Origin of the sequence: Escherichia sp. MOD1-EC5950 (assembly GCF_002965345.1) — a bacterium.
In the GTDB taxonomy this organism is placed as follows: Bacteria; Pseudomonadota; Gammaproteobacteria; order Enterobacterales; family Enterobacteriaceae; genus Escherichia; species Escherichia marmotae.
On sequence record NZ_PTSR01000001.1, the window covers coordinates 401,711 to 424,141 of the forward strand.

Annotated in this window: 23 protein-coding genes; 13 read left to right on the plus strand and 10 right to left on the minus strand. The window is 53.8% G+C overall.

The annotated features are described in order from the left end of the window. Positions 1–351 (minus strand): hydrogenase maturation nickel metallochaperone HypA, encoded by a 351-nt coding sequence (gene hypA, locus BEA93_RS01990; RefSeq protein ID WP_001516945.1) that lies wholly within the window; start codon positions 349–351, stop codon positions 1–3. A 212-nt stretch (positions 352–563) separates the two neighbouring features. On the opposite strand from hypA, the gene hycA reads away from it, so the two are divergent. From hycA to hypF, 12 genes are all read left to right on the plus strand, one after another. Continuing rightward, the gene (hycA, locus tag BEA93_RS01995; protein WP_000158067.1) at positions 564–1,025 is read left to right on the plus strand and encodes a formate hydrogenlyase regulator HycA; all 462 of its coding nucleotides are present in this window, start codon (positions 564–566) and stop codon (positions 1,023–1,025) included. Positions 1,026–1,149: 124 nt separating this feature from the next. Further along, positions 1,150–1,761 carry a formate hydrogenlyase subunit HycB gene (gene hycB, locus BEA93_RS02000; protein WP_001079169.1) on the plus strand — a complete coding sequence of 204 codons (612 nt, stop codon included), beginning with the start codon at positions 1,150–1,152 and terminating at the stop codon, positions 1,759–1,761. Further along, positions 1,758–3,584, plus strand: a complete 1,827-nt coding sequence (gene hycC, locus BEA93_RS02005; protein WP_105224740.1) for a formate hydrogenlyase subunit 3 — start codon at positions 1,758–1,760, stop codon at positions 3,582–3,584. The genes hycB and hycC overlap by 4 nt, the downstream gene beginning before the upstream one ends. 2 nt (positions 3,585–3,586) lie before the next feature. Then, complete coding sequence (gene hycD / locus BEA93_RS02010) at positions 3,587–4,510, plus strand: formate hydrogenlyase subunit HycD (RefSeq protein ID WP_001516944.1); 924 nt, start codon at positions 3,587–3,589, stop codon at positions 4,508–4,510. A 17-nt stretch (positions 4,511–4,527) separates the two neighbouring features. Next, on the plus strand, positions 4,528–6,237 hold the full coding sequence (gene hycE, locus BEA93_RS02015) for a formate hydrogenlyase subunit HycE (protein WP_001288146.1): 1,710 nt from the start codon (positions 4,528–4,530) through the stop codon (positions 6,235–6,237). A gap of 9 nt (positions 6,238–6,246) precedes the next feature. After that, on the plus strand, positions 6,247–6,789 hold the full coding sequence (gene hycF / locus BEA93_RS02020) for a formate hydrogenlyase subunit HycF (RefSeq protein WP_000493799.1): 543 nt from the start codon (positions 6,247–6,249) through the stop codon (positions 6,787–6,789). Then, complete coding sequence (gene hycG, locus BEA93_RS02025; RefSeq protein ID WP_000067394.1) at positions 6,789–7,556, plus strand: formate hydrogenlyase subunit HycG; 768 nt, start codon at positions 6,789–6,791, stop codon at positions 7,554–7,556. Before hycF ends, hycG begins: the two co-directional genes overlap by 1 nt. After that, the gene (gene hycH, locus BEA93_RS02030; protein WP_001291934.1) at positions 7,553–7,963 is read left to right on the plus strand and encodes a formate hydrogenlyase assembly protein HycH; all 411 of its coding nucleotides are present in this window, start codon (positions 7,553–7,555) and stop codon (positions 7,961–7,963) included. Before hycG ends, hycH begins: the two co-directional genes overlap by 4 nt. Continuing rightward, complete coding sequence (hycI, locus tag BEA93_RS02035) at positions 7,956–8,426, plus strand: hydrogenase maturation peptidase HycI (protein ID WP_000132959.1); 471 nt, start codon at positions 7,956–7,958, stop codon at positions 8,424–8,426. Before hycH ends, hycI begins: the two co-directional genes overlap by 8 nt. 42 nt (positions 8,427–8,468) lie before the next feature. Continuing rightward, on the plus strand, positions 8,469–9,224 hold the full coding sequence (locus BEA93_RS02040; protein ID WP_001516942.1) for a hypothetical protein: 756 nt from the start codon (positions 8,469–8,471) through the stop codon (positions 9,222–9,224). A gap of 331 nt (positions 9,225–9,555) precedes the next feature. Then, entirely contained in the window at positions 9,556–10,083 is a 528-nt protein-coding gene (gene hydN, locus BEA93_RS02050) for an electron transport protein HydN (protein ID WP_105224738.1), read from the plus strand. Between the two features lie 151 nt (positions 10,084–10,234). Next, positions 10,235–12,487, plus strand: coding sequence for a carbamoyltransferase HypF (gene hypF, locus BEA93_RS02055; RefSeq protein WP_105224737.1), 2,253 nt, complete (start codon positions 10,235–10,237; stop codon positions 12,485–12,487). A gap of 550 nt (positions 12,488–13,037) precedes the next feature. On the opposite strand, the gene norW is transcribed toward hypF, so the two are convergent. Both norW and norV read right to left on the minus strand, forming a co-directional pair. Next, on the minus strand, positions 13,038–14,171 hold the full coding sequence (gene norW, locus BEA93_RS02065; protein ID WP_000064723.1) for an NADH:flavorubredoxin reductase NorW: 1,134 nt from the start codon (positions 14,169–14,171) through the stop codon (positions 13,038–13,040). Then, positions 14,168–15,607, minus strand: a complete 1,440-nt coding sequence (gene norV, locus BEA93_RS02070) for an anaerobic nitric oxide reductase flavorubredoxin (RefSeq protein ID WP_000029627.1) — start codon at positions 15,605–15,607, stop codon at positions 14,168–14,170. The genes norW and norV overlap by 4 nt, the downstream gene beginning before the upstream one ends. A gap of 186 nt (positions 15,608–15,793) precedes the next feature. On the opposite strand from norV, the gene norR reads away from it, so the two are divergent. After that, positions 15,794–17,308 carry a nitric oxide reductase transcriptional regulator NorR gene (gene norR / locus BEA93_RS02075; protein ID WP_105225122.1) on the plus strand — a complete coding sequence of 505 codons (1,515 nt, stop codon included), beginning with the start codon at positions 15,794–15,796 and terminating at the stop codon, positions 17,306–17,308. On the opposite strand, the gene gutQ is transcribed toward norR, so the two are convergent. The 7 genes from gutQ to srlA all read right to left on the minus strand — a co-directional run bounded on the left by gutQ (position 17,305) and on the right by srlA (position 22,348). Continuing rightward, the gene (gene gutQ / locus BEA93_RS02080) at positions 17,305–18,270 is read right to left on the minus strand and encodes an arabinose-5-phosphate isomerase GutQ (protein ID WP_016262458.1); all 966 of its coding nucleotides are present in this window, start codon (positions 18,268–18,270) and stop codon (positions 17,305–17,307) included. The genes norR and gutQ overlap by 4 nt on opposite strands. Further along, complete coding sequence (gene srlR / locus BEA93_RS02085; RefSeq protein WP_000804554.1) at positions 18,263–19,036, minus strand: glucitol operon DNA-binding transcriptional repressor SrlR; 774 nt, start codon at positions 19,034–19,036, stop codon at positions 18,263–18,265. The genes gutQ and srlR overlap by 8 nt, the downstream gene beginning before the upstream one ends. 66 nt (positions 19,037–19,102) lie before the next feature. Further along, entirely contained in the window at positions 19,103–19,462 is a 360-nt protein-coding gene (gene gutM / locus BEA93_RS02090) for a transcriptional regulator GutM (protein ID WP_000252920.1), read from the minus strand. 201 nt (positions 19,463–19,663) lie between these two features. Next, complete coding sequence (gene srlD / locus BEA93_RS02095) at positions 19,664–20,443, minus strand: sorbitol-6-phosphate dehydrogenase (protein WP_001077342.1); 780 nt, start codon at positions 20,441–20,443, stop codon at positions 19,664–19,666. Positions 20,444–20,446: 3 nt separating this feature from the next. Further along, positions 20,447–20,818 (minus strand): PTS glucitol/sorbitol transporter subunit IIA, encoded by a 372-nt coding sequence (gene srlB, locus BEA93_RS02100; RefSeq protein WP_016242534.1) that lies wholly within the window; start codon positions 20,816–20,818, stop codon positions 20,447–20,449. A gap of 10 nt (positions 20,819–20,828) precedes the next feature. Continuing rightward, a complete protein-coding gene (srlE, locus tag BEA93_RS02105) occupies positions 20,829–21,788 on the minus strand; it encodes a PTS glucitol/sorbitol transporter subunit IIB (RefSeq protein ID WP_105225121.1) in 960 nt (319 codons plus the stop codon). After that, the gene (gene srlA, locus BEA93_RS02110) at positions 21,785–22,348 is read right to left on the minus strand and encodes a PTS glucitol/sorbitol transporter subunit IIC (RefSeq protein WP_000573320.1); all 564 of its coding nucleotides are present in this window, start codon (positions 22,346–22,348) and stop codon (positions 21,785–21,787) included. The genes srlE and srlA overlap by 4 nt, the downstream gene beginning before the upstream one ends. Between the last annotated feature and the right edge of the window lie 83 nt (positions 22,349–22,431).

The following is a 22,431-nucleotide window of genomic DNA, read 5'->3' on the forward strand; positions in this document are numbered from 1 at the left end:
TCACTCCTGGTCTATTTCTATCCGCCGAATCTGTAAACCGTCGTCTGCCACAATACGCAGCATGTCGCCATGACACTGTGGACAGCGGCGGACGCGCTGGGTCAGTAGCGTCACATACTGTTGGCATGTTTCACACCAGCATTCGGCCTCTTGTTCTTCGAGGTGCAGTTTACAACCTTCCGCCACGCTGCCGCGGCAAACCAGATCAAAACAAAAGGCAAGAGAGCTGGTTTCGACACAAGAAAATGCGCCAATTTTGAGCCAGACCCCAGTTACGCGTTTTGCGCCATGCTTTGCGGCCTGCTGTTCGATCAATTCCAGTGCCCGTTGGCAGAGGGTTATTTCGTGCATATCGCCTCCCATTAACTATTGCCAGCTATAAGCAATAATTGTGCCAGCGTTGATTATCGCTGCGGTGAATAATGTCGATGATGTCGAAATGACACGTCGACACGGCGTCGAAATTCAGTGGAATCATAAAAAATACTTAAATAACAACAGATTAAAAATTGGCACAAAAAATGCTTGAGGGCAGACATCTCTGTTAAACGGGTAACCTGACAATGACTATTTGGGAAATAAGCGAGAAAGCCGATTACATCGCACAGCGGCATCGTCGCCTACAGGACCAGTGGCATATTTACTGCAATTCGCTGGTTCAGGGGATCACGTTATCAAAAGCGCGTTTGCATCACGCTATGAGCTGCGCGCCAGATAAAGAACTCTGTTTCGTTCTTTTTGAGCATTTTCGAATTTACGTCACCCTCGGGGATGGTTTTAACAGCCACACCATCGAGTACTACGTTGAAACGAAAGACGGCGAAGATAAACAGCAGATTGCACAGGCTCAGTTGGGCATTGACGGCATGATTGATGGCAAGGTCAACATCCGCAATCGCGAACAAGTGCTGGAACACTATCTCGAAAAAATCGCTGGCGTTTACGACAGCTTATACACCGCCATTGAAAACAATACCCCGGTGAATTTAAGCCAACTGGTAAAGGGACAAAGCTCGGCAGCATGAGCTGAGGCTTTGCCTGTGTTGCAGGCGTCATGCCTGTTTGGGGATGGGCGTGTCGATGAGTGTCGAAAATGACATTTCATCGGCATGTTTTCGTCAAAAATGACAATCACCTGAGGAATGCCTGGTGAATCGTTTTGTAATTGCTGACTCCACGCTCTGTATCGGCTGCCACACCTGTGAAGCAGCCTGTTCAGAGACGCATCGCCAGCACGGCCTGCAATCTATGCCGCGCCTGCGAGTGATGCTGAATGATAAAGAATCTGCACCGCAGCTTTGCCATCACTGCGAAGATGCGCCCTGTGCGGTGGTCTGCCCGGTTAACGCTATCACCCGCGTTGATGGCGCAGTCCAGCTTAATGAAAGTCTGTGCGTAAGCTGCAAACTGTGCGGCATTGCCTGTCCGTTTGGCGCAATCGAATTTTCCGGCAGCCGTCCGCTGGATATTCCGGCAAACGCCAATACCGCGAAAGCGCCACCGGCACCGCCTGCTCCGGCGCGTGTCAGCACGTTGCTTGACTGGGTGCCGGGTATTCGCGCAATCGCCGTCAAATGTGACCTCTGTAGTTTTGATGAACAAGGTCCGGCCTGCGTGCGGATGTGCCCGACCAAAGCCCTGCATCTGGTGGATAACACCGATATCGCCCGCGTCAGCAAGCGTAAGCGTGAGCTGACTTTTAACACGGACTTTGGCGATCTCACCTTGTTTCAGCAGGCTCAAAGTGGAGAGGCTAAATGAGCGCAATTTCACTGATCAATAGCGGCGTGGCGTGGTTTGCCGCCGCCGCTGTTCTGGCATTTCTCTTTTCTTTTCATAAGGCGCTAAGTGGCTGGATTGCCGGGATTGGCGGCGCGGTCGGTAGCCTGTACACGGCTGCCGCAGGGTTCACCGTGCTGACGGGTGCGGTCGGCGTGAGCGGTGCGCTGTCGCTGGTGAGTTTTGATATCCAAATCTCCCCGCTTAACGCGATTTGGCTGATTACCCTTGGTCTGTGCGGCCTGTTTGTCAGCCTCTACAACATTGACTGGCATCGCCATGCGCAGGTGAAATGCAACGGCTTGCAGATCAATATGTTGATGGCTGCCGCCGTGTGCGCTGTCATCGCCAGTAACCTGGGCATGTTCGTGGTAATGGCTGAAATCATGGCCCTGTGCGCGGTGTTCCTCACCAGTAATAGCAAAGAGGGCAAACTGTGGTTTGCGCTGGGGCGTCTTGGCACTTTGCTGCTGGCGATCGCTTGCTGGCTGGTGTGGCAGCGTTATAGCACGCTGGATTTGCGCCTGTTGGATATGCGAGTGCAACAACTGCCGCTCGGTTCCGATATCTGGCTGCTTGGCGTGATTGGCTTTGGCCTGCTGGCCGGGATTATCCCACTGCATGGTTGGGTGCCGCAGGCTCATGCCAACGCCTCTGCGCCAGCGGCAGCGCTGTTTTCCACGGTAGTGATGAAAATTGGCCTGCTGGGTATTTTAACTCTGTCGCTGCTGGGGGGGAACGCGCCGCTGTGGTGGGGGATTGCGCTGCTGGTGCTCGGCATGATCACCGCGTTCGTCGGCGGTCTGTATGCACTGATGGAGCACAATATCCAGCGTCTGCTGGCTTACCACACGCTGGAAAATATCGGCATTATCCTGCTGGGGCTGGGCGCTGGTGTAACGGGTATCGCGCTTGAACAACCGGCGCTGATTGCCCTTGGCCTGGTCGGTGGTCTGTACCATCTGCTTAACCATAGCCTGTTCAAAAGCGTACTGTTCCTCGGCGCGGGTAGCGTCTGGTTCCGTACTGGTCATCGCGATATCGAAAAACTGGGCGGAATTGGCAAGAAAATGCCGGTTATCTCCATCGCCATGTTAGTCGGGCTGATGGCAATGGCGGCGCTGCCGCCGCTGAACGGGTTTGCCGGTGAATGGGTTATCTATCAATCCTTCTTCAAACTGAGCAATAGCGGCGCGTTTGTTGCCCGTCTGCTGGGGCCGCTGCTCGCTGTGGGTCTGGCAATTACCGGTGCGCTGGCGGTGATGTGTATGGCGAAAGTCTATGGCGTAACCTTCCTCGGCGCACCGCGTACCAAAGAAGCTGAAAACGCCACCTGTGCGCCGATCCTGATGAGCGTAAGTGTGGTGGCACTGGCGATTTGCTGCGTGATTGGCGGTGTTGCTGCGCCGTGGCTGCTGCCGATGCTGTCTGCTGCTGTACCTCTGCCGCTGGAGCCTGCTAACACCACCGTTTCTCAACCGATGATCACGTTGCTGCTGATTGCCTGCCCGCTGCTGCCATTCATCATTATGGCGATTTGCAAAGGCGACCGTCTGCCGTCACGTTCCCGTGGCGCGGCATGGGTGTGTGGCTATGACCACGAAAAATCAATGGTGATTACTGCTCACGGTTTTGCCATGCCGGTGAAACAGGCGTTTGCGCCGGTGCTGAAACTGCGCAAAGTGCTGAATCCGGTGTCGCTGGTGCCGGGCTGGCAGAGCGAGGGAAGTGCGTTGCTGTTCCGCCGGATGGCGCTGGTTGAACTGGCGGTACTGGTGGTGATTATTGTTTCACGAGGAGCCTGAGAATGAGTGTTTTGTATCCGTTAATTCAGGCGCTGGTGTTATTTGCCGTTGCGCCGCTGCTCTCCGGTATTACCCGCGTGGCGCGCGCCCGTCTGCATAACCGTCGCGGACCAGGCGTGCTGCAGGAGTATCGCGACATTATCAAACTGCTGGGTCGCCAGAGCGTTGGCCCGGATGCCTCTGGCTGGGTGTTTCGCCTGACGCCGTATGTGATGGTGGGCGTCATGCTGACTATCGCCACTGCGTTACCGGTAGTGACCGTCGGTTCTCCGCTGCCGCAACTGGGTGATTTGATCACCTTACTGTATCTCTTCGCTATCGCGCGTTTCTTCTTTGCCATTTCCGGTCTGGATACCGGTAGCCCGTTTACCGCTATCGGCGCGAGCCGTGAAGCGATGCTGGGTGTGCTGGTTGAGCCGATGCTGCTGCTTGGGCTGTGGGTCGCCGCACAGGTTGCCGGTTCCACCAACATCAGCAACATCACCGACACCGTTTATCACTGGCCGCTGAGCCAAAGTATTCCACTGGTGCTGGCGCTCTGCGCCTGTGCATTCGCCACCTTTATCGAAATGGGCAAACTGCCGTTCGACCTGGCGGAAGCCGAGCAGGAGTTGCAGGAAGGGCCGCTCTCTGAATACAGCGGTAGCGGCTTTGGCGTAATGAAATGGGGTATCAGCCTGAAACAACTGGTGGTGTTGCAGATGTTCGTCGGGGTGTTTATCCCGTGGGGACAAATGGAAACCTTCACCGCCGGTGGGCTGCTGCTGGCATTGGTGATTGCCATCGTCAAACTGGTGGTCGGTGTACTGGTTATCGCGCTATTCGAAAACAGCATGGCCCGTCTGCGTCTTGATATTACTCCGCGCATGACCTGGGCTGGTTTTGGTTTTGCATTTTTAGCGTTCGTCTCCTTGCTGGCGGCGTGATTAAAGAGAGTTTGAGCATGTCTGAAGAAAAATTAGGTCAACATTATCTCGCCGCGCTGAATGAGGCATTTCCGGGCGTCGTGCTGGACCACGCCTGGCAGACCAAAGATCAGCTTACCGTTACCGTAAAGGTGAACTACCTGCCGGAAGTGGTGGAGTTTCTCTACTACAAACAGGGTGGCTGGCTGTCGGTGCTGTTTGGTAACGACGAGCGCAAACTGAATGGCCATTATGCCGTTTACTACGTGCTGTCGATGGAGAAGGGCACCAGGTGCTGGATAACCGTGCGTGTCGAAGTTGACGCCAACAAACCAGAATATCCGTCCGTGACGCCGCGCGTTCCGGCGGCGGTGTGGGGCGAGCGTGAAGTGCGCGATATGTACGGTTTGATTCCGGTTGGCCTGCCGGATGAACGTCGTCTGGTGCTGCCGGATGACTGGCCGGATGAACTCTACCCGCTGCGTAAAGACAGCATGGATTATCGTCAGCGTCCGGCACCGACCACCGATGCTGAAACCTACGAGTTCATCAACGAACTGGGTGATAAGAAAAATAACGTTGTACCGATTGGTCCGCTACATGTCACTTCTGACGAACCGGGGCACTTCCGTCTGTTCGTCGATGGTGAAAACATTATCGACGCCGACTACCGCCTGTTCTACGTCCATCGTGGCATGGAAAAACTGGCGGAAACCCGCATGGGTTATAACGAAGTGACGTTCCTCTCTGACCGTGTTTGCGGGATCTGCGGCTTCGCCCACAGCACCGCCTACACCACGTCGGTGGAAAACGCGATGGGCATTCAGGTACCAGAGCGTGCGCAGATGATCCGCGCCATTCTGCTGGAAGTGGAACGTCTGCACTCGCATCTGCTCAACCTCGGCCTTGCCTGCCACTTTACTGGCTTTGACTCCGGCTTTATGCAGTTCTTCCGCGTGCGCGAATCCTCCATGAAAATGGCGGAGATCCTCACCGGGGCGCGTAAAACTTACGGTCTGAACTTGATCGGCGGGATTCGCCGCGATCTACTGAAAGATGACATGATCCAGACCCGCCAACTGGCGCAGCAAATGCGTCGTGAAGTGCGGGAACTGGTGGATGTGCTGCTGAGTACGCCAAACATGGAACAGCGCACCGTTGGAATTGGTCGTCTTGATCCAGAAATCGCCCGCGACTTCAGTAACGTTGGGCCGATGGTTCGCGCCAGCGGCCACGCTCGTGATACCCGTGCCGATCACCCGTTTGTTGGTTATGGCTTGCTGCCGATGGAAGTACACAGCGAACAGGGTTGTGACGTTATTTCGCGCCTGAAAGTGCGTATCAACGAAGTCTTTACTTCGCTCAATATGATCGACTACGGCCTGGATAACTTGCCAGGTGGCCCGCTGGCGGTGGAAGGATTCACCTATATTCCACACCGTTTTGCGTTGGGCTTTGCCGAAGCGCCGCGTGGTGATGATATTCACTGGAGCATGACCGGCGACAACCAGAAGCTGTACCGCTGGCGCTGCCGCGCGGCAACCTACGCTAACTGGCCGACTCTACGCTATATGCTGCGTGGCAACACCGTTTCTGATGCACCGCTGATTATCGGTAGCCTCGACCCTTGCTACTCCTGTACCGACCGCATGACCGTGGTCGATGTGCGTAAGAAGAAGAGCAAAGTGGTGCCGTACAAAGAACTTGAGCGCTACAGCATTGAGCGTAAAAACTCGCCGCTGAAATAAGGAATCGCCATGTTTACCTTTATCAAAAAAGTCATCAAAACCGGCACGGCGACCTCGTCTTATCCGCTGGAGCCGATTGCGGTTGATAAAAACTTCCGTGGTAAGCCAGAGCAGAACCCGCAGCAGTGCATCGGCTGTGCGGCCTGTGTCAATGCCTGCCCGTCAAACGCCTTAACGGTTGAAACCGACCTCGCCACTGGTGAGCTGGCGTGGCAGTTCAATCTTGGTCGTTGCATCTTCTGTGGCCGCTGCGAAGAAGTCTGCCCGACAGCGGCGATTAAACTGTCGCAAGAGTACGAACTGGCAGTGTGGAAGAAAGAAGACTTCCTGCAACAGTCCCGTTTCGCGCTGTGCAACTGCCGCGTCTGCAATCGTCCTTTCGCCGTACAGAAAGAGATCGACTACGCCATTGCGCTGCTTAAGCACAACGGCGACAGCCGCGCGGAAAACCACCGCGAAAGCTTTGAGACTTGCCCGGAATGTAAGCGCCAGAAATGCCTGGTGCCGTCCGACCGTATTGAACTGACTCGCCATATGAAAGAGGCCATCTGATGAGCAATTTATTAGGCCCCCGTGACGCCAACGGCATTCCGGTCCCGATGACGGTGGATGAATCCATCGCCAGCATGAAGGCGTCGTTACTGAAAAAAATCAAACGTTCTGCCTACGTTTACCGCGTGGACTGTGGCGGCTGTAACGGCTGTGAAATCGAAATTTTTGCCACGCTTTCGCCGCTGTTCGATGCAGAACGCTTCGGCATTAAAGTCGTTCCGTCCCCGCGTCATGCGGATATTTTGCTATTTACCGGCGCGGTCACCCGTGCAATGCGATCCCCTGCGCTGCGTGCGTGGCAGTCCGCGCCGGACCCGAAAATCTGTATCTCCTACGGTGCCTGCGGTAACAGCGGCGGCATTTTTCACGATCTCTACTGCGTGTGGGGCGGTACAGATAAAATCGTCCCGGTGGATGTCTACATTCCGGGTTGCCCGCCAACGCCTGCCGCCACGCTGTACGGCTTTGCGATGGCGCTCGGTTTGCTGGAACAGAAAATCCACGCCCGTGGCCCCGGCGAACTGGATGAACAACCGGCAGAAATCCTGCACCCGGAAATGGTGCAGCCGCTGCGCGTAAAAGTGGATCGCGAAGCGCGCCGCCTGGCGGGTTACCGTTACGGTCGCCAGATTGCTGATGATTTCCTGACGCAGTTAGGGCAGGGCGAAGAGCAGGTTGCACGCTGGCTGGAGGCGGAAAACGATCCGCGTCTGAACGAGATTGTCAGCCATCTGAATCATGTTGTTGAAGAGGCGCGTATCCGATGAGTGAAAAGGTGGTGTTCAGTCAACTGAGCCGTAAATTTATTGATGAGAACGATGCCACGCCTTCTGAGGCGCAGCAGGTGGTCTATTACAGCCTGGCGATTGGTCACCACCTTGGGGTTATCGATTGCCTGGAAGCGGCGCTTACCTGCCCGTGGGATGAATACCTGGCATGGATTGCGACACTGGAGGCGGGCAGCGAAGCCCGCCGAAAAATGGAAGGCGTGCCGAAATACGGTGAGATCGTCATCGACATTAACCATGTGCCGATGCTGGCCAATGCATTCGATAAAGCCCGGGCAGCGCAAACTTCGCAGCAGAAGGAATGGAGTACAATGCTGTTAAGTATGCTGCATGATATTCATCAGGAAAACGCCATCTATTTGATGGTGAGGAGATTGCGTGACTGACGTTTTACTTTGTGTTGGCAATAGCATGATGGGCGATGATGGCGCGGGCCCGTTGCTGGCAGAAAAGTGCGCCGCCGCGCCGAAAGGTAACTGGGTGGTGATTGACGGCGGTAGCGCACCGGAAAATGACATTGTCGCCATCCGCGAGCTGCGCCCGACACGACTGCTGATTGTCGACGCCACTGATATGGGGCTAAACCCCGGCGAGATCCGCATCATCGACCCGGATGACATCGCTGAGATGTTTATGATGACGACCCATAACATGCCGTTGAATTACCTTATCGACCAATTGAAAGAAGATATTGGCGAAGTGATTTTCCTCGGCATCCAGCCGGATATCGTCGGCTTTTACTACCCGATGACCCAGCCGATTAAAGATGCGGTGGAAACCGTTTATCAACGGCTGGAAGGCTGGGAAGGAAACGGCGGATTTGCGCAGTTAGCGGCGGAAGAAGAGTAGTTCTTCGTTAAGGAGTTCAGGGAATTGAAAATCAGGACAGGGATGTGCGCTTTTTTATTGGGCTTTGTGCTGCCTGCGCAGGCCACCAGCTTTACCGAATATCTGCCGATGAGTGACAGCGAATACGCGCAAAAGCGTGCGCTGAAATCTCTCCTGACCATGCCTTATTTTACCGATCAAAACTGGCATTTTAGAAAAGTGGGCGTTGCTGGCGTGACGCTTGAGAAGATGCCAAATGAAGAGGATTACTGGCAATTAACCGCTAAAGACCGCGCTGGTAAATCCTGGTTTGTGCCTGTGGGTGTGCTGCAAAATATGGCGGGTAATGCGCAATTTTACCGTGCTGACCTCGATCGTAATGGCATTCAGGATTTGGTTATCTGGCGAGGCGTTTCGGGAAACGGGCTGGCGCCTTCCTCGTTTTTGATCCTGATGACCTTTAATCAGCAAGGTCGCCCGTGTGTTTTCCAGGTCGATGGTTTTTACACCGCAAGCAAAACTGGCGTAGATGATTTGCTGGATTTGCAAGGCAATGGTCACACGCAATTGCTGGATATGCAGTTTGATTCTGGTTACTGGATAACCAGTCTGTATCAGGTAAAAGACGCCAAATGGCAGCGCGTTCACGGCTGGTTTGGCAAGTTAAGCTATCCCGCTCTCACGCGTTTTGCTTATACCCCCAACCGTAAACTCATCATCAAACCCATCGCCGGGCGCGACCCGCAAACGGAAGATCTGGCGCTGACGCAGCGTTGTTTGATAAAGGGGGATGTGCTTGATGGGGTGAATCAGCTCTGACAGCAAACGCTAAATTGCCTGATGCGCTACGTTTATCGGGCCTGGATGGTTCATGCGACGTGTAAGCTGCATCCGGCAGGGTTGCCTAATCTAAATCTTCACCATTCCTGGCAATCACTTTTTTATACTGGCGACGATAAAACATTCATCAGAAAATTGATTCACTGCGATTCTCTCATTGCCTTACCGTCATCACATGTCATCGTCACTAGTGTCGATGACAGTGTTTTTGTCGGCCCCAGAAAATTATTTTCCTTATATAACAGCAAATTAAAAACTGGCATGATTTATGAATGTATCGGCGCATTAACTGTCATTGCTGGAGAATTTGATGAACCGTTTCATCATTGCTGACGCGAGTAAATGTATTGGTTGCCGTACCTGTGAAGTAGCGTGCGTGGTTTCTCATCAGGAAAATCAGGATTGCGCTTCGCTGACTCCGGAAACTTTTTTACCGCGTATCCATGTCATTAAAGGTGTGAACATTTCCACTGCTACTGTTTGTCGTCAGTGTGAAGATGCTCCGTGCGCTAATGTCTGCCCGAATGGTGCTATCAGCCGTGATAAAGGGTTTGTTCATGTCATGCAGGAACGCTGCATTGGTTGCAAAACCTGCGTTGTGGCTTGCCCGTACGGCGCGATGGAAGTGGTGGTGCGTCCGGTGATTCGCAACAGCGGCGCGGGGCTGAATGTACGTGCCGATAAAGCCGAAGCCAATAAATGCGATCTGTGTAACCACCGTGAAGACGGCCCTGCGTGTATGTCTGCGTGCCCGACGCATGCGCTGATTTGTGTCGATCGTAATAAACTTGAGCAACTGAGCGCAGAAAAACGCCGCCGCACGGCGATGATGTTCTAAAAATCTTACATAACTATTCTGGCATCAAAGGAATTCCCCGAAATATTCGTAGAATACGGAGCGGGCGATATTGCTGACCTGTGACTACCGGATGCGATGCTGTCGCATCCGGTAGGGTGGGTTATGGATTCATGATGGCGGGAATAACTCAATGGCAAAAAACACATCTTGCGGTGTTCAACTGCGTATTCGTGGCAAAGTGCAGGGCGTTGGTTTTCGTCCGTTTGTCTGGCAACTGGCACAGCAATTAAATCTTCACGGCGATGTCTGTAATGACGGCGATGGCGTGGAAGTCCGGCTGCTGGAAGATCCGCAAACGTTTCTTGTTCAATTGCATCAACACTGCCCGCCGCTGGCGCGTATTGATAGCGTTGATCGTGAGCCGTTTATCTGGTCACAACTGCCCACTGAGTTCACTATCCGCCAGAGCACAGGCGGCACCATGAATACGCAAATTGTTCCGGATGCCGCCACGTGCCCTGCCTGTCTTGCTGAAATGAATACCCTGGGCGAACGGCGTTATCGTTATCCGTTTATCAACTGTACCCACTGCGGCCCGCGTTTCACCATTATTCGCGCGATGCCTTATGACCGCCCATTTACCGTGATGGCAGCGTTTCCGTTATGTCCGGCCTGTGACAAAGAATACCGCGACCCGCTCGATCGTCGCTTCCATGCCCAGCCGGTGGCTTGCCCGGAATGTGGTCCGCATCTTGAATGGGTAAGTAATGATGTTCATGCCAAACAAGAGGCTGCTTTACAGGCTGCTATAGCACAGTTAAAAGCGGGAAAAATCGTCGCCATCAAAGGGATTGGCGGATTTCATCTCGCCTGTGATGCACGTAACAGTGACGCGATAGCAACACTACGAGCGCGCAAACATCGCCCGGCGAAACCGCTGGCGGTTATGTTGCCAACGGTAGAAAACCTACCAGAGGCTGTCCGTCAGTTGCTCACCACGCCTGCCGCGCCGATTGTGCTGGTGGATAAAAAATACGTTCCCGAACTTTGTGACGATATTGCCCCATGCCTTAACGAAGTTGGGGTGATGTTGCCTGCGAATCCACTGCAACATTTGTTGTTGCAGGAACTGCAATGCCCGCTGGTGATGACCTCCGGCAACCTGAGTGGCAAACCTCCGGCTATCAGCAATGAACAGGCGCTGGAGGATTTGCAGGACATTGCCGACGGATTCTTGTTGCATAACCGCGATATTGTGCAGCGGATGGATGACTCGGTAGTGCGCGAAAGTGGCGAAATGTTGCGCCGTTCGCGTGGCTATGTACCGGATGCGCTGGCTTTGCCGCCGGGTTTTAAAAATGTGCCGCCGATGCTGTGTCTTGGCGCAGATCTGAAAAACACCTTCAGCCTGGTGCGCGGTGAACAAGCCGTGTTGAGTCAGCATCTGGGCGATTTAAGCGACGATGGTATCCAGATGCAGTGGCGCGAAGCGTTACGCCTGATGCAGAACATCTACGATTTCACCCCGCAATGTGTTGTGCATGACGCGCATCCGGGCTATGTCTCCAGCCAGTGGGCGAGTGAAATGAATCTGCCGACGCAAACGGTGTTGCATCATCATGCTCATGCGGCGGCGTGTCTGGCGGAGCATAACTGGCCGCTGGATGGCGGTGATGTCATTGCTTTGACGCTTGACGGTATCGGTATGGGCGAGAACGGCGCTTTGTGGGGCGGCGAGTGCCTGCGGGTGAACTATCGTGAATGCGAGCGCCTGGGCGGCTTGCCTGCAGTGGCGCTTCCTGGTGGTGATCTTGCCGCAAAGCAGCCGTGGCGTAACCTGCTGGCGCAGTGCCTGCGCTTTGTGCCGGAGTGGCAGAATTATCCTGAAACGGTAAGTGTGCAACAGCAAAACTGGAGCGTGCTGGCGCGGGCCATTGAACGAGGCATTAACGCGCCGCTGGCGTCATCGTGCGGGCGTTTGTTCGATGCCGTGGCGGCGGCGCTGGGCTGTGCGCCAGCCACGTTAAGTTATGAAGGGGAAGCGGCTTGTACGCTGGAGGCGCTGGCGTCTTCATGCCACGGCGTGAAGCATCCGGTGACAATGCCGTTGGTCAATAATCACCTGGATCTCGCCATTTTCTGGCGGCAGTGGCTGAACTGGCAAGCTCCGGTTAATCAACGGGCGTGGGCGTTTCATGATGCGCTGGCGCAGGGGGTTGCCGAGTTGATGCGCGAGCAGGCTACGATGCGCGGTATCACTACGCTGGTATTCAGCGGCGGGGTTATTCATAACCGCCTGCTGCGTGCACGTCTGGCGCATTATCTCGCTGATTTCACATTGCTTTTCCCGCAGAGTTTACCTGCGGGTGATGGTGGATTATCTCTGGGGCAGGGGGTTATTGCTGCGGCTCGCTGGCTGGCGGAAGAAGTCCAGAACGGATAAAACGTGTTGCATTTGGACACCATTGCCGGATGCGGCGTAAACGCCTTATCCGGCCTACACATGTGCTCCCCGTAGGTCGAATAAGACGCGCCAGCGTCGCATCCGACATTTTGGGCACAGTAGGCGGATGCGTCATGAACGCATTATGTGACCAACATATACGCTCCCCGTAGGTCGAATAAGACGCGCCAGCGTCGCATCCGACATTTTGGGCACAGTAGGCGGATGCGTCATGAACGCATTATGTGACCAACATATACGCTCCCCGTAGGTCGAATAAGACGCGCCAGCGTCGCATCCGACATTTTGGGCACAGTAGGCGGATGCGTCATGAACGCATTATGTGACCAACATATACGCTCCCCGTAGGTCGAATAAGACGCGCCAGCGTCGCATCCGACATTTTGGGCACAGTAGGCGGATGCGTCATGAACGCATTATGTGACCAACATATGCGCTCTCCGTAGGTCGGATAAGGCGCTCGCGCCGCATCCGACAACCGTGTTGCCTGATGCGACGCTGGCATTTTGGGCACAGTAGCCAGATGCGCCTACACCGGTAACGTTTTCAACAATCCAAACGCCTCTTTCATCCGATCTTCACTGACCACAAAGGCACGTAACTGATCGGTATCGTCCAGACCGCGTGCCACCATTCCCTGGTTTTCGGCACAAATCTGCCAGCGTAAATCCCGACGCTGGGTTTCCCCTGCCAGATGCAGTGGTAACTCCGGCGTTTTGATTTTTACCAGCATCGCCGGTAGTTTCAGAGGCGTATTAGCGCCGAGCAGATTTTTTGCCAGCATCATTGCGCTAAGTTGAATCGGCTGCAGAAACGGCAATACCTGACCGTTAATTTCCGCGCAATCGCCCAGCGCGTAAATATCGACATTGCTGGTTTGCAGATAACTATCGACGCAAACGCCGCGATTAATCGTCAGCCCGGCGCGTCGTGCCAGGGCGGTTTCCGGGCGCAGCCCGGTGGCGGCAATCACCGCATCCACTTCGATGCTGCGCTGGCGGTCCAGGGTTGCACGAATGCCAGAATCCGTTTTTTCCAGCGCCAGTAACTGAGATTTCAACAGCAGATGGACGCCCATCTCCGTCAACCGATGTTGTAAGCGACTGCTTACTTCCGGTGGCATTAACGATGCCAGAATACTGGCGGCGTTGTCGATCAGCGTGACTGCTTTGCCTGCCCGACAAAAATCCATCGCCAGTTCGCTACCAATCAGGCCGCCACCGACAATCAACACGCGCTGCGCTTCCCGTAGTTGCGTTTCACAGGCGCGATACTCTTGCTGACTATTTAAAGTAAGCATTAACTCACGCCCAGGCACCGGCGGGACGAAGGCGCTGGCACCGGTTGCCAGCACTAACTTGTCGTACTGCCACTGATTATTCTGGCTTTTCACCACATGGGCTTCGGCATCAATATCCGTCACCCAGGTTTGTGGAAACAGGCGCAGATTAAACTGTTCGGCAAATTCTCCCGCCGTCTGGCGGGTAAGGTCGTCGGCACGTTGTCCCTGACTGATAACATGGCTGAGATCAGGTTTGTTGTACTCATCCATGCTATCGGCAGCAATCAGGGTTAATGGAATACTGGCGTCCTGTTTGCGAATATTTTTCACCAGTTGGCGGGCGGCGAAGCCCGAACCAATGATCACAATACCGTTGCTCATTTTGCCTCCGATGCCAGTTCATCAAAGACGTCTTTGCCGAGGGAACATTCCGGGCACAGGAAGTTATCCGGAACTTCACTCCACGGCGTTCCCGGCGCGACGTCCTGCATTGGCTCGCCTTTTGCTGGATCGTAAATCCACTGACAGACGCTGCACTGCATCCGTGGGCCGAGGTCGGTTGTTGTGGTGGCACTGGTTTCTTCTTTAACCACCGTATTCACTGTGCTCTGCGGCAGCGGCGCGAGCGCCCACTGACGGGCGATTTCACGACCGTGTTCACGACATAACTCCAGCGCGTCCTGATCCGGTCGCCATTTGGCTTTCAGACTAAGTGACATTTCGAAGCCTGCATCCTGCAAGCGCGTAGAAAGACGATCAACCGCACCGCCGCTCCAGCCGTGGGAGCCGAAAGCGCTGGCGCGTTTGTTACGGAAGCGCAATCCGGTCATCTCCTCCACCAGCCCGGCGATTTTCGGCATCATTACGTTATTCATCGTCGAAGTCCCAACCAGTACGCCTTTTGAGCGGAAGACATTGGTCAGGATTTCGTTTTTATCGCTCCGGGCGACGTTGAAAATTTTCACCGCTACGCGCGGGTCGGTTTCTGCAATCCCCTGGGCGATAGCGTCAGCCATCATGCGGGTGTTATTCGACATGGTGTCGTAGAAAATAGTGATCCTGTCTTCCTGATAATCCGCCGCCCATTTCAGGTACAGCTCGACAATCTGCGTCGGGTTATCGCGCCACACCACACCGTGAGAGGTGGCAATCATATCGACCGGCAAGTTAAAGCCCAGAATCTCGGTGATTTTGGGGGTTACCAGGCGGCTGAACGGCGTCAGGATATTGGCGTAGTAACGCTGGCACTGTTCGAAAAGCTCGGTCTGATCCACTTCATCGTTGAACAGATGCTCGTCGCAGTAGTGCTGACCAAAGGCATCGTTACTGAACAGCACTGCATCGCCCGTCAGGTAAGTCATCATGCTGTCCGGCCAGTGGAGCATTGGTGTTTCGACAAAAATGAGCTGTTTGCCGTTACCGATATCCAGCGTGTCGCCGGTTTTCACCACGTTGAAATTCCACTCCGGATGATGGTGATGACCATTAATTGAGTCGATGGCGTTGGCAGTACAGTAGATTGGCGTATCCGGAATTTGCGCCATCAGTTCGGTCAGCGCCCCGGCGTGGTCTTCTTCTGCATGGTTAATTACGATGTAATCGATATCTGCCAGATCGATTTCATTACGCAGGTTCTGCACAAATTCGCGGCTGAATTTATGGTCGACAGTGTCGATTAGCACGTTTTTTTCTTCGCGAATGAGGTAGCTGTTGTAGCTGCTGCCGCGCAGCGTTTTATATTCTGTGCCGTGAAAATCACGCACTTCCCAGTCACGTTGACCAACCCAATGAATGTTATTTTTCACCACAATAGACATAGCAACCTCAATTTATTCAGCGTGTTCTAAAAAGATGTCCTGTTAATTGCAGATTGCGTGCCAGTTTTTTATCTAATTGTTTTTACTCTATAAATTAATTTATGCTCATTAATGAGTAGTCAAAATGACTATTAATCAGATGGTCGATATGACAATATCTATAGTCAAATTGACAGTGAGGCAAAGATGAGTTTTTCCGTTGATGTGCTGGCGAATATCGCCATCGAATTGCAGCGCGGGATTGGCCATCAGGATCGTTTTCAACGCCTGATTACCACGCTGCGTCAGGTGCTGGAGTGTGATGCGTCAGCGTTGCTGCGCTACGACTCGCGGCAATTTATTCCGCTCGCCATCGACGGGCTGGCAAAAGATGTGCTCGGCAGACGCTTTGCGCTGGAAGGGCATCCGCGGCTGGAAGCGATTGCCCGCGCCGGGGACGTGGTGCGTTTTCCTGCAGACAGCGAATTACCCGATCCCTATGACGGTTTGATTCCCGGGCAGGAGAGTCTGAAGGTTCATGCCTGTGTTGGTCTGCCATTGTTTGCCGGGCAAAACCTGATTGGCGCATTGACGCTCGACGGGATGCAGCCCGATCAGTTCGATGTTTTCAGCGATGAAGAGTTACGGCTGATTGCCGCACTGGCGGCGGGGGCGTTAAGCAATGCGTTGCTGATTGAACAACTGGAAAGCCAGAATATGTTGCCGGGTCATGCCGTGCCGTTTGAAGCGGTGGAAGAGATGCAGATGATTGGCCTGTCGCCAGGCATGACGCAACTGAAAAAAGAGATTGAGATTGTGGCAGCGTCCGATCTCAACGTCTTAATTAGCGGTGAGACGGGAACAGGTAAGGAGCTGGTGGCGAAAGCGATTCATGAAGCCTCGCCGCGGGCGGTGAATCCGCTGGTTTATCTCAACTGCGCCGCACTGCCGGAAAGCGTGGCGGAAAGTGAGCTGTTCGGGCATGTGAAAGGGGCGTTTACCGGCGCTATCAGTAACCGCAGTGGTAAGTTTGAAATGGCGGATAACGGTACGCTGTTTCTGGATGAGATCGGTGAGTTGTCGTTGGCATTGCAGGCCAAGCTACTGCGGGTGTTGCAGTATGGCGATATTCAGCGCGTTGGCGATGACCGCAGTTTGCGGGTGGATGTGCGCGTACTGGCAGCGACTAACCGCGACTTGCACGAAGAAGTACTGGCAGGGCGATTTCGCGCCGATTTATTCCATCGCCTGAGTGTGTTTCCGCTTTCCGTGCCGCCGCTACGTGAGCGGGGCGATGACGTTATTTTGCTGGCGGGTTATTTCTGCGAGCAGTGCCGTCTGCGACTGGGACTTTCTCGCGTGGTGTTGAGCGCCAGTGCGCGGAATTTATTGCAACACTACCGTTTTCCGGGAAACGTGCGCGAACTGGAACATGCTATTCATCGGGCGGTAGTGCTGGCGAGAGCGACCCGCAGCGGTGATGAAGTGATTCTTGAGGCGCAACATTTTGCTTTTCCTGAGGTGACGTTGCCGTCGCCAGAAGTGACGACAGTGCCCATCGTTAAACAAAACCTGCGTGAAGCGACAGAAGAGTTCCAGCGCGAAACCATTCGCCAGGCGCTGGCACAAAATAATCACAATTGGGCCGCCTGTGCGCGGATGCTGGAAATCGACGTCGCCAACCTGCATCGGCTGGCGAAACGTCTGGGATTGAAGGATTAAATAATCCCGGCCTGATAGAAATCCTGCAGGTTAATCGCGCCGGCGAGTTTACCGTTTTCATCTACCACCGGTGCGGCGGTGATTTTGCGCTTCATCAGGATCTCTTTGGCGTCAATGGCGCGGCTTTGTGCCTGTAATGTGGTGCCACCAGCCGTCATCGCTTCATTAACGGGCGTGGTGAGTGCACCACCGCCAACCAGCCAGCGACGTAAATCACCGTCGGTAAAGACGCCTTTCACCAGTCGTTGATCATCACACACTGCCACCAGCCCTAACCCGGTGCGGCTGAGTTCCAGCATCGCGTCCATCACGCTGGCGGTTAACGCCACCTGCGGGACAGCATCATCACGGCGCATCAGATGATGCACTTTGTTCAGCAAGCGAGCGCCCAGCGCGCCGGCTGGATGGGAGCGGGCAAAATCTTCTTCATTAAACCCACGCGCTTGCATGACCGCCATCGCCAGCGCATCGCCCATCATCAGGGTATTGACGGTGCTAGAAGTCGGCGCAAGGTGCATCGGGCAGGCTTCGCGTTCTACGGAAATATCCAGCACCGCTTTCGCCGCCAGACCCAGCGGTGACGTCGGTTTACCGGTCATTGCCAGCAGAGCAATAGATTTGTCTTCCAGACGCGGAATAATCAGATCCAGTTCCTTTGCGCCACCGGAGTACGAGATAAACAGCATTACATCGCGGCTTTCAATCATCCCCAGATCGCCGTGCAGTGCCTCTGCCGGATGGACAAAAAAAGCAGGCGTGCCAGTGCTGGCAAGCGTTGCGGCGATTTTCTTACCAATGTGGCCCGATTTGCCAATTCCCGAAACCACCACTTTGCCTTCGCAGTGCAGGATGATATTGGCGGCGCGAACAAAATCATCGCCCAGACGTTCAGGTAAACGGCTTGCTTCCTGCAACTCCAGCATTAACGTCTGACGTCCCGCGTTCAGTAGTGCTTCACTCATTGCTTTCTCCGGTGATGATCACGTCGATCCCTTTCTCTTCCAGCGCCTGACGAAACGCTGGAGAAATGCCTGCGTCGGTAATGAGTTTATCGACGCTTTCAAGACTGCAAACTACATTGGGGCTTTTACGACCAAACTTCGATGAGTCAGCCATCAAAATAACTTCGCGCGCAGCATTACACATCGCTTTACTGACGGTGTAGACCTCGTTGAAAGTCGTTACGCCTGCATTCAGATCGATGCCGTCGGTGCCCATAAACAATTTATCGAAGCTGAAATGTTCGAAGGCATTCTCGGCAAGTTGCCCGTGAAATGAGGCCGATTTTTTGCGAAATGTTCCGCCAGGCATCAGGATGGTTTGCTCGTTATCCAGTTCGGATAGCGCATTGACAATATGCAGACTGTTGGTCATCACTGTGATGTTATTAAAGCGCGAGAGCATTGGCACCATCTGCAATACGGTACTGCCAGCATCGAGAATGATTGAGTCGCCATCGTGGATAAAACTGACGGCGGCTTCCGCTATCAACTCTTTTTTGTGGGTGTTGATGAGCGTTTTATGATCGATTGGCGGATCGGATTCCTCTTTATTTAACACCACGCCGCCATAGGTACGAATGACGGTTCCGGCATGTTCCAGAATGACCAGATCTTTGCGAATGGTTGTGCCTGTGGTGTCAAAGTATTGCGCCAATTCTTCAACCGAGCATTTCCCCTGCTTTTGCAGATACTCCAGAATGGCGGCCTGACGCTGACGAGGTTTCATAGGCGTGATTACCTGATTTAGGTTTCAAAATGATAACTTCGCAAGCAAGTAGCATTCACAACGAAATTATCTACGTTTCAGTTTAAGCGCCAATGATAGAGCATTCTGCGATAATGGATCATGGGGAAAGATCACATCGGGCCGTAAATCAGCAGAATGCATACCCGTAATGGCGGGAATTTTTTGCGGTCGGGCGAAAACGGTCAGTCCTTTCATAAACAAGGTGTCGACGATGCGCTGCTGATCGTCCAGGGCGATGGCGACTACGACCCGCGGTTTAAAGCGCCCGCTGGAACGGCCCACGCCAACGCGGCCTTGCTGGCAAAGTGCATCGAAGGCACGGTTAAAACGAGAAATTTGCCAGCCGCCTAAGGCCAGTTGTGTACACCAGGCGATAACGGCGACGGTGATGAGAGCGGATACCATAACTTCTCCTTATATGTGGTGGCGGAGGATTTCCGCTGAGAATGTTTACAGTGTGTGCTTTATTCATGCCGGATGCGGCGTGAACGCCTTATTAGGTCTTAAAAGTTCTGTTAATTCAATGTGTTGTATGGGGGCGTAGGCCTGATAAGCGTAGCGCATCAGGCAGTCTCGCGGAGATCCTTAAAGGATCTCCGCTGTTGATCAGAACATGACCTGACCGCCAGTGACATTAATCGACTGCCCGGTGCAGTACGACGCTTTTGGACTGGCGTAGAACAACAACATATTCAGCACGTCCTGATAATCGCAGCCGCGCTTAAGTGGCACTTTATCGATGTAATATTGCTCGACTTGATCCGGTTTTATGCCCAGCTTAGTGGCGTATTGCGGCAATAGTGACTGGAACATAGGTGATTTCAGCAAGTTACCGAGCATCAGTGAATGCACCGTAATGCCGTACTCCGCAAGATCCAACGCCAGTGACTGGGTAAGACCGACTCCGCCAAATTTCGCGGCGCTGTAACCAGAGTTGTGTTTGCTGCCCACTTTGCCTGATTTCGAGTTGATCTGAATAATCCGTCCCTGAATGCCGTCGCGGATCATCAGGCGCGAAAATTCACGCGCACAAAGGAAGTAGCCCACCAGATTTACCTGTAGCGAGCGGTCAAAATCCCCCAGTTGGAAATCGCTGATAAACGCTGCTTTAGCAATTCCGGCGCTGTAGACCAGTAAATCCACACGACCAAAGATCTCATCTACCCCACGAGAGAGTGCCAGTACGCTCTGCTCGCTGGTGGCATCAGCACCAAAACCATATGCCATGCCTTCGCCATATTCTGCATTAATTTCTTGCGCCACATTTGCAGCTTTGTCGCTCTGAATATCGACAACCGCCACGCGATACCCCTCGGCAGCCAGACCGTGGCACAGGAACGCGCCTAAGGTTTGCCCACCACCGATGACAACAGCAACCTGATTCATTTTTTACTCCTTAACAGATTCAAACTTCAAAACTGATCCCGGCGCGATATCGTCGGGTACGGGGCCTGCCACATGGACAGTGCCCGGAAATTCCGCTTCGCTTAAACCATCGAAGCGCAGGGTGACATGACCCAGTTCGCGAAGGTTGTCTTCCGCCACGCTGCCAACGGCGGTTACCGGATAGCGATGCTGTCCGAGAGAAAATTGCAAACCGGGATGGAGTTCACCTTTCAATTCGCCGTGGCAATGAATGAAGCAATACTCTTCGAGATCCGCAGGCGCGCCTTCACGAAAGGTGATGAGCATCTGATCGCTGAGAGCGTCAGTCGCACTCGCGCCGATACGGGTGATGGTGGTCTGATAAATAACGGTCATGTTTTAACCTCTATTGATAGATAAAACCGGAGACAAACCAGGCGATAAGTACGGTAGGCGCGCCGGTCAGAAAGCGGCTCACCAGTACAGAAGGGACACCGACGCGAACCGTGTCCTGACGGGCTTCCGCCAGAGACAAACCGACCGGGATAAAATCGCAGGCCGCCTGCGCGTTGATGGCAAACAGCGCCGGTAAAGCCAGATGCGGCGGAATATTGCCGAGACCAATCTGCACGCCAATCAATACGCCGATAACCTGCGCGATAACCGCGCCAGGGCCGAGGAAAGGCGAAAGCAGCGGAAAGGAGCAGATGAGTGCCAGCATCACCAGTCCCAGAGGATGACTGGCCAGCGGAGCAAGACCGTGGGCTATCCAGTCGCCAAGACCGGAAGCCATAATGATGCCGATAAGCGCCGAGACGAACGCCATAAACGGCAGGATGGTTTTTAATACGGTGTCGATGGTGTCGCGGCCAGACTGGAACAGCACGGCAACCGCAGACCCCATGCCCATTCCTACTTTCGCCAGTAAGCCATCGCTTTGTTCGGTGATTTTCTTGCTGGTATCGTAGTCACGACCTACGGTAGAGGATTGTGGAGTAGCATCACCCACTACAGTGATGTTTTCTTCTTTTACACCGGAGACATAAATATCTTCCACGATGTACTGCGCCAGCGGACCGGACTTGCCCGTTGAGTGGATATTGATAGTGGGAATACGCCGCTTGGGATAGATGCCGCAGCGCAGTGTACCGCCACAGTCGATTACCGCGACGCCGATTTCCGCTTCTGCGGGTTCACCTTCTTTAAATCCGTCGATAGCCTGCCAGCCAGTAAGCTGTGCCAGTTTGTCGACAATCGCAGGACGTGTACCGGCGGTGATATAGACGATTTTTTTCCCCGTAGTGGCTTCCAGCTCCAGCGGGCCGCCCCAACCCCCCGTCCCTTTTTCGATCCGAATACGTGTCATGATGTTGCTCCTGCCAGGCGAACTTTCTGTTCAAGTTGAATGCCCATCTTTTTCTCAAAAATGGCGGTGGTCAGGTCGGTCACCCAACCGCGGAAGAAGTTAGTGATCAGGCCTACCAACAGATAACTGACGGCCAGCGGGCCAAGTGGCAGGTTCAGCGTTGTCAGACCGCTGGCAATTCCAAGATAAACAAACAATTCGCCGGGGTTGATATGGGGGAAGAGGCCATTCATTGAGTGGCAGCTATAAGAAGCCGCCGCATAGTAGCTGGGTTTGTACTTTTCCGGCATAAAGCGACCGAGGCTTAAGGTCATGGGGTTACAAAAGACAAACGTACCAATGCACGGTAGCAGCAGGTAACGGGAAACAGGATTACCGGCGCAACGTTGAGCAAAACGTTCAATACGATGTTGACCGATAAAATTAATCAGTGCGTTCATGATTACCAGCAGGCTAATCAACAGCGGAAGAATGCCGGTCACCATCCCGGTAAACACCTCTCCGCCTTTCTGGAACAGCCCGATGAACCACTCTGCGCCATGAGTAATGGTTTCTATCATTGTTCTCTCCTTCAGAATTTATTGTTTTATTACCAAACGGCAACCTAATCTAATCAGATTGAAAGATTTAAAAGTGTTATTTT

What these genes read in the sequence shown, in the direction of transcription:
- hycC (WP_105224740.1), top strand. Translation starts at nt 1,758, where the DNA reads ATGAGCGCAATTTCACTGATCAATAGCGGCGTGGCGTGGTTTGCCGCC.
- norR (WP_105225122.1), top strand. Translation starts at nt 15,794, where the DNA reads ATGAGTTTTTCCGTTGATGTGCTGGCGAATATCGCCATCGAATTGCAG.
- srlB (WP_016242534.1), bottom strand. Translation starts at nt 20,818, where the DNA reads ATGACCGTTATTTATCAGACCACCATCACCCGTATCGGCGCGAGTGCG.
- norV (WP_000029627.1), bottom strand. Translation starts at nt 15,607, where the DNA reads ATGTCTATTGTGGTGAAAAATAACATTCATTGGGTTGGTCAACGTGAC.
- hycF (WP_000493799.1), top strand. Translation starts at nt 6,247, where the DNA reads ATGTTTACCTTTATCAAAAAAGTCATCAAAACCGGCACGGCGACCTCG.
- srlR (WP_000804554.1), bottom strand. Translation starts at nt 19,036, where the DNA reads ATGAAACCTCGTCAGCGTCAGGCCGCCATTCTGGAGTATCTGCAAAAG.
- hycA (WP_000158067.1), top strand. Translation starts at nt 564, where the DNA reads ATGACTATTTGGGAAATAAGCGAGAAAGCCGATTACATCGCACAGCGG.
- srlE (WP_105225121.1), bottom strand. Translation starts at nt 21,788, where the DNA reads ATGACACGTATTCGGATCGAAAAAGGGACGGGGGGTTGGGGCGGCCCG.
- hycE (WP_001288146.1), top strand. Translation starts at nt 4,528, where the DNA reads ATGTCTGAAGAAAAATTAGGTCAACATTATCTCGCCGCGCTGAATGAG.
- hycH (WP_001291934.1), top strand. Translation starts at nt 7,553, where the DNA reads ATGAGTGAAAAGGTGGTGTTCAGTCAACTGAGCCGTAAATTTATTGAT.
- BEA93_RS02040 (WP_001516942.1), top strand. Translation starts at nt 8,469, where the DNA reads ATGTGCGCTTTTTTATTGGGCTTTGTGCTGCCTGCGCAGGCCACCAGC.
- hypA (WP_001516945.1), bottom strand. Translation starts at nt 351, where the DNA reads ATGCACGAAATAACCCTCTGCCAACGGGCACTGGAATTGATCGAACAG.
- hydN (WP_105224738.1), top strand. Translation starts at nt 9,556, where the DNA reads ATGAACCGTTTCATCATTGCTGACGCGAGTAAATGTATTGGTTGCCGT.
- norW (WP_000064723.1), bottom strand. Translation starts at nt 14,171, where the DNA reads ATGAGCAACGGTATTGTGATCATTGGTTCGGGCTTCGCCGCCCGCCAA.
- gutQ (WP_016262458.1), bottom strand. Translation starts at nt 18,270, where the DNA reads ATGAGTGAAGCACTACTGAACGCGGGACGTCAGACGTTAATGCTGGAG.
- srlA (WP_000573320.1), bottom strand. Translation starts at nt 22,348, where the DNA reads ATGATAGAAACCATTACTCATGGCGCAGAGTGGTTCATCGGGCTGTTC.
- srlD (WP_001077342.1), bottom strand. Translation starts at nt 20,443, where the DNA reads ATGAATCAGGTTGCTGTTGTCATCGGTGGTGGGCAAACCTTAGGCGCG.
- hycG (WP_000067394.1), top strand. Translation starts at nt 6,789, where the DNA reads ATGAGCAATTTATTAGGCCCCCGTGACGCCAACGGCATTCCGGTCCCG.
- hypF (WP_105224737.1), top strand. Translation starts at nt 10,235, where the DNA reads ATGGCAAAAAACACATCTTGCGGTGTTCAACTGCGTATTCGTGGCAAA.
- gutM (WP_000252920.1), bottom strand. Translation starts at nt 19,462, where the DNA reads ATGGTATCCGCTCTCATCACCGTCGCCGTTATCGCCTGGTGTACACAA.
- hycD (WP_001516944.1), top strand. Translation starts at nt 3,587, where the DNA reads ATGAGTGTTTTGTATCCGTTAATTCAGGCGCTGGTGTTATTTGCCGTT.